Annotated in this window: 15 protein-coding genes; 12 read left to right on the top strand and 3 right to left on the bottom strand. The window is 47.6% G+C overall.

Annotation, left to right across the window (positions count from 1 at the left end):
• Window positions 1–45: 45 nt before the first annotated feature.
• The 3 genes from chaA to Z042_RS26965 form a co-directional block, all read right to left on the bottom strand.
• Window positions 46–1,146: a sodium-potassium/proton antiporter ChaA gene (chaA, locus tag Z042_RS18235; RefSeq protein WP_024910184.1), complete on the bottom strand. Its 1,101-nt coding sequence runs from the start codon at window positions 1,144–1,146 to the stop codon at window positions 46–48.
• Window positions 1,147–1,550: 404 nt separating this feature from the next.
• Window positions 1,551–2,330 (bottom strand): siderophore-interacting protein, encoded by a 780-nt coding sequence (locus tag Z042_RS18230; RefSeq protein ID WP_470255788.1) that lies wholly within the window; start codon window positions 2,328–2,330, stop codon window positions 1,551–1,553.
• On the bottom strand, window positions 2,326–2,406 hold the full coding sequence (locus tag Z042_RS26965) for a hypothetical protein (protein ID WP_470255786.1): 81 nt from the start codon (window positions 2,404–2,406) through the stop codon (window positions 2,326–2,328). Before Z042_RS26965 ends, Z042_RS18230 begins: the two co-directional genes overlap by 5 nt.
• A 370-nt stretch (window positions 2,407–2,776) precedes the next feature.
• Between Z042_RS26965 and Z042_RS18225 the strand changes: the two genes are divergently transcribed.
• From Z042_RS18225 to Z042_RS18170, 12 genes are all read left to right on the top strand, one after another.
• On the top strand, window positions 2,777–3,472 hold the full coding sequence (locus Z042_RS18225; protein WP_024910186.1) for a gamma-glutamylcyclotransferase: 696 nt from the start codon (window positions 2,777–2,779) through the stop codon (window positions 3,470–3,472).
• Window positions 3,473–3,807: 335 nt separating this feature from the next.
• Entirely contained in the window at window positions 3,808–4,761 is a 954-nt protein-coding gene (gene cbl / locus Z042_RS18220; RefSeq protein ID WP_024910187.1) for an HTH-type transcriptional regulator Cbl, read from the top strand.
• Window positions 4,761–4,997, top strand: a complete 237-nt coding sequence (locus tag Z042_RS18215; protein WP_024910188.1) for a hypothetical protein — start codon at window positions 4,761–4,763, stop codon at window positions 4,995–4,997. The genes cbl and Z042_RS18215 overlap by 1 nt, the downstream gene beginning before the upstream one ends.
• Window positions 4,998–6,016: 1,019 nt before the next feature.
• Window positions 6,017–6,916 (top strand): winged helix-turn-helix domain-containing protein, encoded by a 900-nt coding sequence (locus Z042_RS18210; RefSeq protein WP_024910189.1) that lies wholly within the window; start codon window positions 6,017–6,019, stop codon window positions 6,914–6,916.
• Between the two features lie 274 nt (window positions 6,917–7,190).
• A complete protein-coding gene (locus Z042_RS18205) occupies window positions 7,191–8,153 on the top strand; it encodes an NAD-dependent epimerase/dehydratase family protein (RefSeq protein ID WP_024910190.1) in 963 nt (320 codons plus the stop codon).
• 320 nt (window positions 8,154–8,473) lie between these two features.
• Complete coding sequence (locus Z042_RS18200) at window positions 8,474–10,642, top strand: polysaccharide biosynthesis tyrosine autokinase (protein WP_024910191.1); 2,169 nt, start codon at window positions 8,474–8,476, stop codon at window positions 10,640–10,642.
• Window positions 10,643–10,646: 4 nt separating this feature from the next.
• Window positions 10,647–11,945, top strand: coding sequence for a flippase (locus Z042_RS18195; protein WP_024910192.1), 1,299 nt, complete (start codon window positions 10,647–10,649; stop codon window positions 11,943–11,945).
• Window positions 11,926–12,774, top strand: coding sequence for an ATP-grasp fold amidoligase family protein (locus Z042_RS18190; RefSeq protein ID WP_024910193.1), 849 nt, complete (start codon window positions 11,926–11,928; stop codon window positions 12,772–12,774). Before Z042_RS18195 ends, Z042_RS18190 begins: the two co-directional genes overlap by 20 nt.
• A gap of 6 nt (window positions 12,775–12,780) precedes the next feature.
• Window positions 12,781–13,929: a hypothetical protein gene (locus Z042_RS18185; protein WP_024910194.1), complete on the top strand. Its 1,149-nt coding sequence runs from the start codon at window positions 12,781–12,783 to the stop codon at window positions 13,927–13,929.
• Window positions 13,930–13,936: 7 nt separating this feature from the next.
• Window positions 13,937–14,842: a glycosyltransferase family 2 protein gene (locus Z042_RS18180; protein ID WP_024910195.1), complete on the top strand. Its 906-nt coding sequence runs from the start codon at window positions 13,937–13,939 to the stop codon at window positions 14,840–14,842.
• A gap of 1 nt (window position 14,843) precedes the next feature.
• Window positions 14,844–15,899, top strand: coding sequence for a glycosyltransferase family 4 protein (locus Z042_RS18175; RefSeq protein ID WP_024910196.1), 1,056 nt, complete (start codon window positions 14,844–14,846; stop codon window positions 15,897–15,899).
• Window positions 15,900–15,906: 7 nt separating this feature from the next.
• Complete coding sequence (locus tag Z042_RS18170) at window positions 15,907–16,650, top strand: glycosyltransferase family 2 protein (RefSeq protein ID WP_024910197.1); 744 nt, start codon at window positions 15,907–15,909, stop codon at window positions 16,648–16,650.
• The last annotated feature ends 130 nt before the right edge of the window (window positions 16,651–16,780 follow it).

The raw sequence follows: 16,780 nt of genomic DNA, 5'->3' as shown, positions 1-16,780 counted from the left end.
GATATGTCTACTGTTGTGGGGTCAGTCCATAGGCAGAGCAAGACATCAGGCAAAAATGGTCATCATATAAGCGGCGAACAGTGCCAGATGCGCAGTGCCATTCAGTACGTTGGTTCTGCCAGTGGAGAAGGAAATATGGCACAGGATCAGTACCGTGAGCATCACTACGATATGCGGAGCCTGAAGGCCAAAGATCAGCGTCTGGCCGGTGAGGGTAGCGATAAGCGTGACCGCAGGAACCGTCAGGGAGATGGTGGCCAACACCGAACCGAAAAACAGGTTCATGGCGCGCTGCACTTGGTTATTCAGTACGGCACGCAACGCTCCCAATCCTTCTGGGGAAAGAATCAGTAACGCCACCAGGAAACCGGTAAACTGCGCTGGGGCATTCAGCTTGGTCAGCAAACCTTCCAACGGATTCGCGTTAAATTTGGTCACTGCAATCACGGCAATCAGATGTACGATCAGCCAGGCGGCGTGCCACAGGCTGCTGTGCGAGGAAGGCTTACCATGGTGCGGATCGCCATCATCATCTTCGTGTTCATACACAAACAGGCTTTGGTGCGTTTTGGTCTGGATCAGCAAAAACACGCCGTACATGGCTGCGGAGATCGCGGCGACCAGCAAGGATTGACCAGTGCCGAAATTACCGCCCGGCAGGGCGCTGGGCAATACCAGCACGATGATTGCCAGCGGGAAGATAGCCATCAGATATTGTTTGATACCACCGAGGTTAACGTACTGGGTGGCAAATTTGCGCCCACCGAGCAAGAGCGCCACACCTACCAGGCCAGCGGTGACAATCATGATGATCGAATAAAGCGTGTCACGCATCAGGGCGGGAGCGGCATCACCGGCCGCCATCAAGGCTGAAATCAGGCTCACTTCCAATATCACGACCGACAGACTGAGGATCAGTGAACCGTAGGGCTCGCCTAACCGATGGGCCAGCACGTCAGCATGGCGCACAACGCTGAAAGCACTACTGAGTATCCCTACCAGCGCCACAATGTTAATACCGACGATCAGCGGAAAATTGCTGGTACTGCCCCACAGATTGAGTACCACCAGGGCTGTAATCGGAAAAATAAGCGAATACTCGGTATGACGGGATTTGGAGCGGCCAGGATCAGTGTGCGACTTCATTTCGGTGATTCTCCTTCTCAAACAGCATGGTTCCGTCATCGCAGAACCGGCAGTTCTGCGTATTCAGAAAGTTGTTACACCCCACGGATTTCAAGTACCAGGCAGGCGCTACAGAACTCACCCCAATCAACTTGGGATAGTGCCGGCAACCAACCCCTGCTGTTTGAAAACGAAGGGGATATATTAATAGAATACACCCTGCGGGTGATGCCGGGTAATGATGTGGTGTTGTTTTAACTTAGGAAAGCAATGGTTTGCCTTATGTAACAAGCGTAACAAAAAAACCGCAGCTTATGCGGTTTTTTTTACATATTTTTACGTGATAAGGTACTTTTTCTGTGCTAAGCGGCGATAAAGTTGATTTTATCGCGCATTATTATGGCAAATAAGGAAGAAATCGGCAGTCATGCATCAATGTTATCCATGATCTCATGCCTTTTATTGTGATAACTCTCTTCATTTAGCCCCTCACGCCAGTAAGGCACAGCATAAAGCTGGTTACGATCGCATTTCAATTCCCGGCGCAGGTAACGGCGCAGTTCGACGACCAAACGATCTTCACCCGCCAACCAGAAATGGGTGCCACTTTGTGGCAGTGGTTGTGAGCAGAACTGGGTAATGAGCTCTGCGGTTTTTTCGGTGCCGCCAATAATCCAACTCAGTTCAAAACCGGCTGGCTTTTTCAGCGCAATCACGTCGGCTGGGGTATCGACACGAATAAAGGCCTGCCCTTCGCTGTGTGCGGGCAGGTTTTCCAGCAATGCTGCAATGGCGGGCAACGACGACGGATCGCCAGCCAGGCAGTAAAAATCCGCTGCTGGCAACATGGGTTTTGGGCCTCCAGGGTTGCTGATGCCGACTTTATCCCCCGGTTTGGCCTGGCGGGCAAAATTGACAGCCGGGCCGTTATGCTCATGCAAAGCAAATTCAATATCAATTTCAGCCTGCTGTGGCCGCACGGCACGTATTGAGTAGGTACGCACAATTGGGCGCCGTGCATCGGCAGCCCATACTGGCCCATTCTCGCTTAACGTTGGCAGATCTGGCTGTGTCTGGCCCTCAAGCGGTAAGAAGAGTTTGATGTGGGCAGCTGCCGCGTTAGCGGGATAGTGGCACAAATCTGGGGCGCTGAAGGTAATACAACGCAGATGTGGCGTGATATCACGCAGGCGGGTGACTTCAATCAAATAAGGGGCTCGGGTACGTGGGGTGGCAGTCGTCACGGTATTCTCCTTTGTCATTCTGCGTGAAGTATATCATGTCATATGATAATGAGAATTGTTTGATTTAAGGCGTGTGCGGCAAGCTGATGGGCAGGAAAGGTAGTGACTGTTTTTTGTACCGACAACAATGTTCAGGCTTGTTAAGAAAATGTCTGAGCTATGCATACAAGAGTGAAAATTTGCCGCTGTTAATATTATTGTTGTTACAGATAAATGCTTTCTTACATTAAGTGCCTCTTGGAATAGTCTCTAAATTGCTTGGAAACTTGATTATAATGCAAGAACCGAATAAGGTTATTTATATAACGACGGTTTTATTGAATTAATAAATTTCCGTAAAATAAAATTGCAAAGACGTAGTGGCGAAAAGGGGATAGGGCAATCCTATTCCCAGGAGGTTGTATTAGGTGTTAACACGAGATTTTCTGCAAAATGCAGATTGCAAAACTGCATTCGGCACGATTGAAGAGTCGCTGTTGCTGACACCAGAACAGCGTTTGGCATCATTAGAATGTACATTGTCACGCCGTCCGAATAATAGCCCCGTGTGGATATTTGGTTACGGCTCGTTGATGTGGAACCCGGTATTTGAATCAGAAGAGATACGCTCTGCCACTTTGCAGGGTTGGCATCGTGCGTTTTGCCTGCGTTTGACCGCCGGGCGTGGCACGCTGGCTCAGCCAGGGCGCATGTTGGCATTGAAAGAGGGTGGGCAAACCATCGGTTTGGCGTTCCGTTTGCCGGAAGAAAAACTGCGTGAAGAACTGGAGTTGTTGTGGAAACGTGAAATGGTGACGGGTTGCTATCTGCCAACCTGGTGCGATCTGACGTTGGAAGATGGCAGAGTAGTGACTGCACTGGTTTTTATAATGAACCCGCAGCACCCGTTGTGTGAGGAAGACACTCGCTATCAGGTGATTGCGCCGTTGATCGCCAATGCCAGCGGCCCGCTGGGTACTAACGCACAATACCTGTTTGCGTTGGATAATGAGTTGAAAAGCCACGGTATGAAAGATGAGTGCATCGGTGATTTGGTGGATTACGTGCGCCAATGGTTGCAGCAGAATGCGCCTGGTGCGCTCGGTGGTGAAGTGGCGGTTTGAATAAAATAATCTCTTGTTCCTTTATGTGGTGCACTTTGTTGCGCCACATTTTTTTACCTCACCGCTGGGGCTATTGATGGTCTTTTGGGTGATTGCTTATATATCTAATCTTTCTAACTCATAACGTTGTTTACCACCTCCTTGCACCATATACAGAAAATGAGCATTTAACTGTATAAATTAAAAGGTATTTATCTGTTATTATGCCACCGGTCAGCAGCGAGAAAAAATCATTTAGTATTAAAAAGCATAAGTAAAGTTTATTTCTTATTTGTTCCTCTTAAACAGATTCCGTATCAATGTTATCAACAATATTGATCGAAAGAGGGCGCTGGATGAACTTTCAGCAATTAAAAATTATTCGTGAATCGGCACGCTGCAACTACAACCTGACGGATGTTGCCAATACGCTATTTACTTCACAATCTGGCGTTAGTCGCCATATTCGGGAGTTGGAAGAAGAATTAGGTATTGAAATATTTATCCGTCGAGGCAAGCGCTTATTAGGCATGACGGAACCGGGCAAAGAATTGCTGGTTGTCGCTGAACGTATTCTTAACGATGCCAATCATATTCGCCGCTTGGCAGATGTTTTCAGCAATAGCGATGCTGGTCAGCTGCATATTGCCACCACCCATACTCAGGCTCGCTACAGCTTACCGGCGGTGATTAAAGAGTTCCGCGCGCTGTATCCGCGTGTGCGTGTGGTGCTCAACCAGGGCAGCCCGGAGGAAATTGTTGGCATGTTGGCGTCTGGTGAGGCCGATATCGGCATTGCCAGCGAACGGCTGATGAATGACGAATCACTGGCGGCCTTCCCTTATTACCGTTGGCACCATACGGTTTTGGTGCCAGAAGGGCATCAATTGGCATCTCAACCCCAGGTGACGTTGGAAATGCTCAGCACCTTGCCGCTAATTACTTACCGCCAAGGGATCAGTGGGCGCTCGCGGCTGGATGCGGCTTTTAAGGCGGCGGGGCTGACGCCGGATATTGCACTGAGTGCCCAGGATTCTGATGTGATCAAAACCTATGTTGCATTGGGATTAGGAGTGGGGATCGTCGCGGATATGTCTTTTGAAAAAGAGCGTGACCGTGGGTTGCTTAACCTCAACGCTGAACATTTGTTTGAACCCAATACCGTCTGGTTAGGGCTGAAGCGCAGCCAATTACAGCGTAATTATACCTGGCGATTTATCCAGTTATGTAATCCTTCTCTCTCGTTAACGGAAATTAAAGAAAAGGTTTTCTCTGCTCAATGGGAACATGAGCTTGATTATCAGATTTAATGCAAAAAGTGTTCAGCAGGTCAAATTTTGGCAAATTTGCCCCATTTACCGTGATGATGGCTTTATCGTTGTGCACTCACGCAAAGTTTATCCGCGTTCTGGGTGATACTCTCGGTCTGGAAGCGGTGGATCAGTTACTTGATGCATGGCTTGACGGCAGCAAGCTTGCTAACGCCAGGCTGCCGATCATCATTCGCTTAAAGGCGTCCGCTCAGCATGTTTACCCCGAATGGTAGAATGTGCTGTTCGGCCGTCTTTCCTTATTACTCTCTAAGCAATACCACCTTCGGTAAATGAGTTGTGCTTCAAGGCGATTGCAGGGTTCCACTGGCCCAACGTTTGAGGTTTTATCCAATAATTTAATGAGAAAAATCCTGTTTAACCGTGCCGCAGAGCTTAATGCTGATAGGTATAGGGCATCATTGGCAGCGGATATTCAGCAGTAGCGCTACGTGAAAAATTGTTAGGATCAGAAAGCTGTTTTGAGGCGCTATCGGTGATAGTTGTGAAATTTGAAGTTAACCAGCCAATTCATCGCTTTTCATTCAGCAATAATTTCGCCTTGGGTGATTTAGAATATTTCACTGAGATAAGATGAAATATTATTATGTTTGAGGGGTTTTAACTTTATCTGGATTAATTAAAAGCTTTTTATATGAAATCACGTTTTTTGGTATTTCATTTTTGCTATCGCACTGCTTAAAAAGTGGTATGAAATGTAGGGGTAATGATTGGGAATCGTTAATTTTTTATTATGAGGTCAATTCTTAAATGTTTGTATGAGTGAACATTGGTGTTATTAATGACGACAGGGAGTCGATTAGGACGTCGCCGGGAATAAAACGAAAAAAAGTGATGAGATAAGATAATTCTAACCGGTGATAAATCCAGCATATTATACAAAATAAGTAGCCAGGTTAGGGTATAAATTAATTTCGATTTTATGTTATGAACATGATTTCACTGTGGCGTCCAATCGCTGATTTTTTTTTGTTTTTATGATAATAATCAATTGATTAGATGGTTTTTTGTCAGCGAGGCATGGCACTGATTATTTATACCTATTGGTTTCTTTTTGGAATACTCCTATTGATGTGTGGAAAAGTGATAAAATTTATAAAAGATGAAATCACTGATTTCTAGAAAAGTAAACAGTAAAAAAAATATAACTCGCTGAGTTTCGCTTTAATTCCTTGAACATTGTTTCATATTTCTATACAAAGTATTCAGGATAATTATATTAAGGACATTCAAAGTGAATGCTGAAAAAGGAATAAAAATTAGAAATCTTGATGTTTTGATACCTTCCAGGAAGAAATCTCGTCTGCGTTGGAAGGAGTATCAGATACTTTCACTCCTGGTTGCTCGCTCACCTGAACTGGTGAGCCGTTCGGAAATTATAGAAAATATTTGGAAAGGGACTTACTGCTCAGATTCAACGATAAATCAGACAATTAAATCAATTCGTCAAAAAATTGGTGATAATGGGCATACTATTATCAGAACCATTCCTCGTCTGGGCTATAAGGTCGAGAATAAAGCGATCTTTCACTTTATTACTGAGGAAGATGTCTTCGTTCCTGATGACCCATGGTTGAATGAAAAAATGTCTGAAGATGATATTCAATCAGAACCGTCTGAAATAGAATGTAGGGGTGATGATGAAATAGATGAAGAAATGTGTTTTGAAAATAATGTTCTGGACGATGTAATACAACCAGACGCATTTGAGGGAATGAATAAAGCATCAGTGGCGCATGAGCCACAACATGCAAGCGCATTTTCTCCTTTTCCGCTAAACAGAGCGATGAAATACCTGACCGTGTTTGTTTCATTCTTGGTTATTTCACATTTATTTTATGTATTAGGTAACCAGAACCGGCAACCCGTGGGGAACAATATTCAATACAGCCCTCACCTGGTACTGTCACTGACGTTGAACGGCTCTCGCAGTTCTTACCCGCAGACGTTGATTTGTTTATATCAGGAAGGTTCTGCGATGGAAATGCGGATTGAGTGTATTGATCCTGAATCCATGCTACATCAAGAGCCGATGAAATATAAACGTTATACCAATTATTACGATGATGAAGTGACGAAGCTACCGCAAGATAAATTTAGGGCACGTCCGGTGGTGCATGAGACTAAAAGTTAGCTTATATATTCGTCAGATTTTAAATTGCAGGTGCATTTTTTATATTACCTTCGGAGTCAGTGTAAGCACTGTTTCCGTTTTGCGACTTTAATTATTAGGAATATTGAACGATTACATCCTTAATTCTGATTTCACAATAGCAAGATAAGGTTATTTCATTATTTGTTATTTGAAAATGGATGATGAACTGCTCAATCTGGTGCTTATTTCCTGATGCCTATTTGGGACCACAACAATGTGGTGGGATATTGTTAACCTGACTGAGTGATAAATCATGGATAAACGCAAAGTAGCTATTATTGGTGGCTCTGGTTTCATTGGAACTTGGTTGGTTAAACGACTGAGGGCTCGTCATGATCTGCAACTGAAAATTATCGATATCAAGGAAAGCGAGCACTTCCCCCAGATGTATCAGTACGGCGATGTGACTCAAGTGCAAAGCCTGCGGCAGACGTTAGCAGGCTACGATGCCGTGATCAATCTGGCAGCTGAGCATCAGGATAATGTTGACCCTATTTCATTGTATTATGACGTGAATGTAGAGGGAGCACGCAATGTTTGCCTGGTGGCGGCAGAGTTGGGGATCGAACAAATAATTTTTACTTCATCGGTGGCGGTATACGGTTTTGTGGAACAAGAAACCGATGAACAAGGGCTTTTTAAGCCGTTTAATCATTACGGTAAGTCGAAATTGGAGGCCGAGTATGTTTATGAGGCGTGGCGTATGAGCAGTGATACGAACAGGTTGACGATCATTCGCCCAACGGTGGTATTTGGTGAAGGAAATCGCGGTAATGTTTATAACCTGTTTCGTCAAATTTCCAGCGGCCGCTTCGTAATGATTGGCAGTGGTAATAATATGAAGTCGATGGCGTATGTTGAAAATATTGCTGCCCGGTTAGAGCACGCATTAGACCAACGGTCAATTTATCAGGTCAGTAATTATGCGGATAAACCGGATTTCACCATGAACCAACTGGTGAATGTTATTTCTTTATCGCTGGGGAGAAAAAATAAGACTATTCGCATTCCTTATTTGCTAGGTATGTGCGGTGCCGCTGCTTTGGATATTATCAGTAAAATCAGCCAAAGAAAATTTCCCGTCAGCCGAGTCAGAGTGCAAAAATTTTGTGCCAGAACCCAATTTACCTCTAATGTAAAAAATAACTTCGTAGCGCCGGTTGAGCTTAACTTGGCAATCGAAAAAACAATTAAGCATGAATTTGCCCACAAATAGAGTGGAAACAAAAACATCATAATCAAACATGATTAAGCAAAAATGATGAATATTGTGCAGAACGGCATTGGGTCTGCTTTATCTGCGCTTATCGATAATGCTCAAGAGGAGACATGCTGTATCAACAGGGAATAATTTTTATTTTTTGCACGGATGTTGCTGATATTCATATTCTGCTTCCTCGGTTATTCCCTATTGTTGCATGAATCCGGTCAGAGTCCGTTGCCGGTTGATTGTTAGTTGTTTCTTGCTCCGTTTTTTTAACCAATCTCTGTTAAGGCTGTTATGTGCACGCAAGAGGTCATCAAGGAAGTGAAATTATGAAGAACAGAGCGCTGCCGATTGTGTTGGCAGACTTGGATGAAAAACTGGATTGGGAACGGCTGATTGGCCCCTTATGGCAGGGCCGTTGGCGTATTTTGCTGGCAACGCTGTTGGCGGCGGTGATCGGTGTGAGTTATGCCTTGTTGGCAACCCCAGTTTATCAGGCCGTCACATTGGTACAGGTCGAGCAGCCTAAAAGCGGTGCCCTGCTGCTACCAGAAACCCCGGCCGCAGCGCTTGGCCAGGCTCTGGCAGCGCAGGATGAGATTGCTTTGGTGACTTCGCGTTATGTGGTGGGCAAAACCGTAGATGAACTGGGCTTGACGGTGCGGACCCAAGCGAATTATTTCCCATTGTTTGGTAATGGCATCGCCCGCCTGCGCGGCGATGCAGCGCCGGTGCTGGTTATCGCTGAGTTGGCTGTTCCGGCTTTGATGCTGGGAGAGAAACTGACGCTGAGAGTGCTGGGGCCACAGCGTTTTAGCCTGAGCCATGGCGATCAACGGTTATTGAGTGGCAGCGTCGGGCAGCCAATACAGGATGGAGCATGGGGCATACAGGTTAACAGGTTGCATGCCCAGCCCGGCACGACTTTTATCGTCACCAAGGTTGCCCGGCAGACTGCGGCTGACGACTTGCGCAAAAGCCTGAATATTGTCTCGGCCGGTAAAGACAGCGGCATCATGAGTTTCAGATTGGAAAACGAAAATCCGCCATTGGCGCAGGTTATCCTGCAAAGCCTCACCAACAATTACCGGCAACAAAATATCGATCGTAAAACGGAAGAAGCGCAGCGAACGCTGGCTTTTTTACAGCAACAATTGCCAACGACTCAGGCAAGACTGCTCAACGCTGAAAATCAACTGAACCAGTTTCGCCAGCAGAATGATTCAGTGGATTTATCGTTGGAGGCTAAGTCCGTGCTGGATACTCAGGTACAACTGGAATCTCAACTCAATGAACTGACATTCAGAGAGGCGGAAATCTCCAAACTCTACACTTACCAGCACCCGGCATACCGTGCACTGTTGGAAAAGCGCGCAACGCTGGAAGCGGAGAAAGTGCGTCTGGGGAATCAGGTGCAGATGCTGCCGAAAACTCAGCAGGAGATCCTGCGTCTTACCCGCGATGTACAGGTGGACCAACAAATTTATCTGCAACTGCTGAACAAGCAGCAGGAAGTGAGCATCGCCAAAGCGGGCACGGTGGGAAATATCCGGGTTATCGATGAGGCGGAAACGACCCTGAAACCGGTAAAGCCACAGAAGGTTTTGATTGTGATCCTGGCGGTATTGGTAGGGGGCGTGTTGTCAGCCTGCGTAGTATTACTGCGCGCAGCATTCCACCGTGGGATCGATGGGGCGGATGAGCTGGAAAAAAACGGAATCAACGTTTACACCACGGTGCCGTTATCCGCGTGGCAGCAAAAACGTAACCGTACCCAGCAGCGGCAACTGATGAAAAACCAAGGTGAAAGATTACCGATTCTGGCGTTGGAAGTACCGGGCGATCTGGCGGTAGAGGCCTTTCGTAGCCTGCGTACCAGCCTGCATTTCGCCATGCTGGAGGCGAAAAACAATGTTCTGATGGTGTCTGGCGCCAGCCCGGGCAGCGGCAAGAGTTTTACTTGTAGCAATCTGGCCGTGGTGCTTGCCCAGGCTGGGCAACGGGTATTGCTGATCGACAGCGATATGCGTAAAGGTTTCCTGCATCGCTGGCTGAATGTCCCTTGTGAGGCCGGGTTGTCCGATATGCTGGCGGGGCAGCTCCCGCACGAAGGGGCAATCAAGAGCACCGATATTACTAATCTTGATTTGGTTCCCCGCGGGCAGATACCGCCGAATCCCTCCGAATTACTGATGCACCCGCGTTTTGCTCATTTCCTGTCCTGGGCTGGGCAGCATTACGATCTGGTGTTGATCGATACCCCGCCGGTGCTGGCGGTAACCGATGCCGCAATTGTCGGCCATCATGCAGGCACTACGCTGCTGGTGGTGCAATTTGCCGTGAATACCCTCAAACAGGTGGATACCAGCCTGCGCCGTTTTGAGCAAAATGGCGTGGCGATCAAAGGGGTGATCCTTAACGGGGTGGTGAAGCAAACGGCGGTGGAAGACCGTTATTACCACTTTGCTTACCCTAGCCATCCTGCACGGCACAGGTAGCAATATGAAAATCATCATCGTCAATACCCTGTGGCTGATACTGGAGCGGGTTTCGCTCAGCCTGTCAGGGATATTTGTATCGATTTACGTAGCCCGCTATCTGGGGCCAGCACAGTTCGGTACGCTCAACTACCTATTGGCAACCATCGCGATTGTGGTGCCACTGGTGCAGTTGGGGGCTGACAGTGTGATTTTCAATCGCATCGCCCGGCGGCCAAACAGCGGTATCCGGCTGATGCAGGCGTCGATGAGCCTGCGCCGGCGGTTATTCCTGCTGGTGGTTTTGCCATGGTTAGTGTGGAGTGCCAGCACTCAACCGCTGGTAAACCAGTGGATGACGCTGTTGTTACTGGTGAGCGCCTATTTTTCTATTCAGGATGTCTACAAGATTTACTACGATGCCCGGTTGCAGTCGAAGCGTAATACATTGATCAACAATCTGGCGTTGTTGCTGTCGATCCTCCTGCGGCTGGGGTTGGTCAGTGCCGCCCTGTCTCCAGTGTGGTTTGCCGTACCGTACATCCTCAGCAGTGCAGTGCCTTATTGGATACGTCATTGGCTGTTTCAACGGGAACAACCCCTGCAGCCTGAATTTTCTCCTCGCCAGATAGGGCGTTATGCCCGCTATCTGCTGTCTGTCGGGTTACCGTTAGCGATCTCCAGTCTGTCGATTGTGATTTATACCCGTATCGATCAAATCATGCTCGGCAATCTGATGGATGATCGGGCCGTTGGGTGGTATAGCGCAGCCATAACCTTAGGCCAGGGTTGGACGTTTGTGCCGATGGCACTGATCGTTTCGTTAATGCCGGGAATTGCCAACAACCGTGAACCGCAAGAGCGAGAGTATCGCATCCGGTTATTGTATTTGCTGGTGCTGGTGACATCGCTGCCCGTGCTGCTGGGGCTTACCCTGTTCGCCTGGCCGATCATCAAGTTACTGTACGGCGAGGCTTTCGAACCTGCGGCGGGTATTCTGGCACTGAGTGGGTTGACCGCAATGTTTTCGGTATTGGGAACGGTGTCATATCGCAGCATGGTGCTGTTCGCGGGTTATCGTTTCATCGCGATAAAAATGCCGCTGGTGGCGTTGGCTAATGTGTTGATGAATCTGGTGTTGATCCCGCGTTATGGCCTGACAGGGGCGGCGATTTCCACGTTACTGGCCGAGTTTCTCTCATTTTTCGTTCTGAACAGTTTCTTCCGGGGGGGAATAATTACCCGGCTGCAACTGACCTGTTTTTGCTGTTTACCGCGTCTTATCAGCTATCTAAGGAAAGAGCATGTTAAATACACTGGTTAGAAGTATTTACAGGCGTTTGCCTGATGCACTGCATCATCAGGTGAAATATATGATGTTTTTTAAAAAGCTGCCTAATCTGGCGCAGCCTACCGGCTTTAGTGAAAAAATCATGCGGCGCAAAGTTTACCCGCGCAGTATTTACACCACGTTGTCAGATAAATACAAAGTGCGTGAATTTATTGCTGGCTTATGGGGCGAAAAGTATCTGGTGGAGCTGTATGCCCATGGCAAAGAACTGAGCTATGACATTTTCAGTAAGCTGCCGCAGGCATTTGTGCTTAAAGCGAACCATGGCAGTGGCTACAACAAACTGGTGTTCGATAAAAGCCAGGTCAGTTACGCCGAACTGTATGATATTTCCAAGCAATGGATGCGCAGCAATTTTTATCATCAGAGCCGTGAGAAACATTATCGGGACATTGAGCCTTGCATCATGGTAGAACGCCTGCTGCTGGAAAACGGTGAGGTGCCCAAAGATTTCAAAATCCACTGTTTTAACCGCAACGGTGAGATTCGCTTTTTTATTCAGGTGGACTATCAACGCCACAGCGCACACCATCGCGATATATTCGATGTTGACTGGAATCGTACAGAAATCCGCCTTGATCTGCCCAATGCGGCAATACCCGCTGAACGCCCGAGTAAACTGAATGAAATGCTCTGTTTGTCTCGGCGGGTGGCAGAACAGTTTTCTTATGTGCGAGTGGATTTTTACCAGGTTGCGGAGCGGGTTTATTTTGGGGAGTTGACGTTTACCTCCGGTGCGGGGTTATGTCTGTTGATGCCGAAGAGTATTGAGCAGGAATGGGGCAGTTATTTTACTGAGTAATAACTTATGCAGACGTTTTTTTCCCAGCCGATATTCGCCGCCAGGCGTTTTTATCAGCCGGTGCAAAGCCAGGTTATGCCCGCAGTGGTATTTACTTTTTTGCTGATCTTTTTCTGCAAAACGTTTCTCACTTCCGGGGCGTTTAATAATGCTTTGATCGGTGAAGCGGTACAGTTCCTCAACGGAGTATTGTTGCTGTATATTGGCTATGCCTTAGCGATCGCCAGCCTGCGCGAAAAAATATTACTCAGTGTGATAATACTGTTGTTTATGCTTAATTTGGCCAGCGGACATGGAGATTATCTTTTTGGCGTGATTTACAGCATCGCTTTTCTGATTATGTTCAAGCGAATAGGGGTGAAGCGAGGGGGGGAAGTGTTTGTCACCGCCTATTTTATGGCAGTGATAGTGGTCGCCATTCCTTATATGCTATATATCGACAGCTTTGTCTATCTGGATGAACGCTATGGTAACCGATTAACGTTAGGCTTTGATAATCCCAATACGCTGGCTTATTACGTATTTTCACTGTTTGCCATGCTGCTGTGTTTGCTGGATCGTGCGGCTATGCCGTTAGGGATGAAAAATATCGCTGCTCTGGCCTGCGCCATACTTCTGTTGCCGTTATTGGTCTACAGCTATTCGCGCACCTATCTGGCGCTGGCTTTATTACTGTTGTGCCTATTTTGGCTGGCGCCATTACTGCGTGTCGCGCCAGGTAAGAAACTCTGTACCTTGTTACTGTGCATGATATTGGGTATACAGTTCATCAGCGTGTTGCGCTGGGGAATACACCCCCAGTGGGATGCTGTTCTCAATCAGGTATTGACGGGCCGTATATGGTTTTCCTGGCAGATGTATCAGGCGCTTGGGTTGCCAAATCTGCTGCTGGGCCAAAATATAGCCGCTTACAAACCGGTTGATTTTTTTTATTTTGCTCTATTTTATTCAGGTGGTATCAGCGTTTCTTTTCTATTGTTGTTCGGCTATTGCCAATTATTGCGCAACCTGGTGTTTCTCAGCCGCTTTATGCGCTGGGTCGTGGCCGTTTTTTTATTAAGCACCCTTACCGAAACATATTTCCTGGTGCCGGTGTTTAATATTTCGTTGCTGTTGCTTTGCCAGGGCAAAGGTTTTTATCAACTAAAAAATTGAGGTGAGCATGGATTTCTCAATTGTTATTCCGATATATAACAGTGCCAGCTATTTGGAAAAGAATCTGGTGCGTATTTTCAACGCTTGCAGTGGTTTTGATTATCAGATTATTTTAGTGGATGACGGCTCCACCGAAGCTGATATCACGATTGTTAGGCAATTTGCTGCGGCTTATGACCACGTCGTGCTGCATGAGAAATTGAAAAAAACGAACGCGGCTGTATCCCGTAATATAGGCGTTCAACTGGCGCAGGCAGATATTATCTTTTTTCTGGATTCTGACGATCACTTTACCACTCACTATATTATGCGTCGCCTGAAGTGCCATGAAGATCAAAGTATTGATATTATTTTTGGCAATTATACCGAGGTGTACGGTGATTCGGTAAGGGATTTTTCCTTTAATTATAAAACAGGATTAGCAGGTGAGGATTTTCTCTTTCTGGAAATGGGAGACATCCGCTCCTCCACCATCAGCATGCGTAAAAAACGCGACCGCCGTTTTCTGTTTCCTGAATTTCTTTACAAACATCAGGACTGGGGATTTTTGGTCAATGCCACCAAGCAGGGCGCTAACGTGATGCATGATACGGGCAGCGGCGTGTTTCTTGATGTCGGGCGCAGTGGGCGCATGACCACTAAACTGAATCTTGAGGCAAGTGAACAGTTTATTGATGCTTACCTGCAACCCAGTGATAGCCATATCAGCGGTTTTGCCTGCAAGCACTTATTACTATCGCTTTACAATGAAAATCAGCGGGCATTCAGCTACTACTCCTCACGTATTGTGGGCCACACGCTCAGTAATAAATTCAAATTGATCAAACTCTATGGTGACTGTCTGACCCGCTTAGGGCTTTTCCCGCTGGGCAGCCGGCTGTTGCGTAGCGCGCGCAACGGTTTTCGGAGATGACATGTCACCACGTAAGATTGCGATAGTCATTGAAAATCTGGCCGGTAAAGGGGGAACCGAACGCGTTGCCAGTGGCTTGGCGAGTGCGTTGGCACGCTTGCCAGAATATGAGGTCACGCTGTTTTCCATCAGTGGTGAACAGGCATTTTTCCCACTTGATGCTGCCGTCGCACTGCGTTTCATGACAGGGCGCCGTGGTTGTTGGCCTTGGCGCCTGGCGTTGGCGCTGCGCCAAGGGGGCTTTCACGCCATTATCCCGGTGTCGATGGGCCGTCTGTCGGTGGTGATTACGCCTTATTTACGCCTGCTCTGCCCGCATAGCCGGTTGTTGCTCAGTGAGCACGTCAGCTTTCATCAATATCCACGCCTGATGAAGTGGCTCAAACTGGCAGTGTATCGGCTGAGTGACCGGGTGATTTTCCTCACCCGGCAAGATCGTGATGCGATTGCCTGCTGGGTGCCGCCGCACAAATGTTTGGTCATCGAAAATGTTTCTCCTTTCCTGCGGCAACCTCCACAAATTGGGCAGCAGCAAAACTTGGCGCTGGCGATTGGGCGGCTGAGTTATCAAAAAGGGTTTGATCGGCTGATTGCCGCCTGGCAGCAGATTGCCCATCAAGCCCCGGGCTGGCAGCTAGCGATCATTGGTGATGGCCCTGAACGCAGCGCATTGCAGCGGCAAATCGAACAGGCTGGGCTGCAAATGAGCATACAACTGCTACCCGCGACTGCCGATGTCGCAGCCTGGTATCGGCGGGCCGGATTGTTTCTGATGACCTCACGTTATGAAGGGCTACCGATGGTGCTGATTGAAGCGATGAGTTTCGGTCTGCCGCTGGTGGCTTACAACTGCCAGACCGGCCCCGCAGAACTGATTGATGACGGCGTTAACGGTTGCCTGGTTGCCGATGGCGATCAGGCACAGTTTTGTCGCAGAACCCTTGAGCTGATCGCAGCTCCCGAGCTCAGGCAGCATTATGCCTGTGCATCGTTGAGAAAAGCCGGGCGTTTTACGCCCGAACGTATCTACCCGCAATGGCAGCAGATTATTACCTGAGGTTAACATGGAAAAAGTTTCGGTCATTATGCCCGCCTACAATGCAGCCGCGTTCATTGAGCAGTCGATTCTGGGGGTATTACAGCAAAAATTTACCGATTATCATCTGTATGTGATTGATGACGCTTCCAGTGACAATACGGAAGAGGTGGTGAGGCGATACCAACATGAACGTTTGACCTATATTCGCAACCAGCGTAATCAAGGGGTGGCGGAAACGCGCAATGTTGGCATTGAAGCCGCCAACGGTGACTATCTGGCGTTTTGTGATAGCGATGATGTCTGGCATGAAAACAAACTGGCGCGGCAGGTGGGGATATTGCAATCTGGCCGCTACGACGTGGTGTGTTCCCATTATTACACCTTTGAAGATGATCCCAGACAGATTAAAAACTACCGTGGTGCAGAGGAGCTTATCGGCTATCAGGATATGCTGAAAAGCAACTGGATTGGCAACTTGACCGGCATCTACAATCAGCGTCGGACTGGTAAGGTGTATCAGCAACGTATTGGCCATGAGGACTACGCGATGTGGCTGGCGATCCTGCAAAACGCGCGTAACCGGTTGGCTTACTGTATCCCGGAGCCATTAGCTTTTTATCGTCTGTCTGCACAATCGTTATCAGGCAACAAGGTTAAGGCTGCCGACTGGCAGTGGAAAATCTACCGCGATTACCTGGGGTTGTCGTATCAGAAATCCTGTTATCTGTTCTTTGCGTATCTGTTCAATGCTGCGATAAAAAGGCAGTGAATATGGCGGTTACCATACTTTCAGCCGTGGTTGAAGGCCGCTGGAATACGTGATGGATTTTGATCGTTGGGTGAAAGGCGCATCATGTACAACACTAAAATTAACGGTGCTCTTTTGATGTAGCCTTTTC

It is taken from the genome of Chania multitudinisentens RB-25 (assembly GCF_000520015.2).
Lineage (GTDB): Bacteria > Pseudomonadota > Gammaproteobacteria > Enterobacterales > Enterobacteriaceae > Chania > Chania multitudinisentens.
Note: the sequence above shows the minus strand (reverse complement) of the source record. Positions and strands in the feature narration are given on the sequence as shown.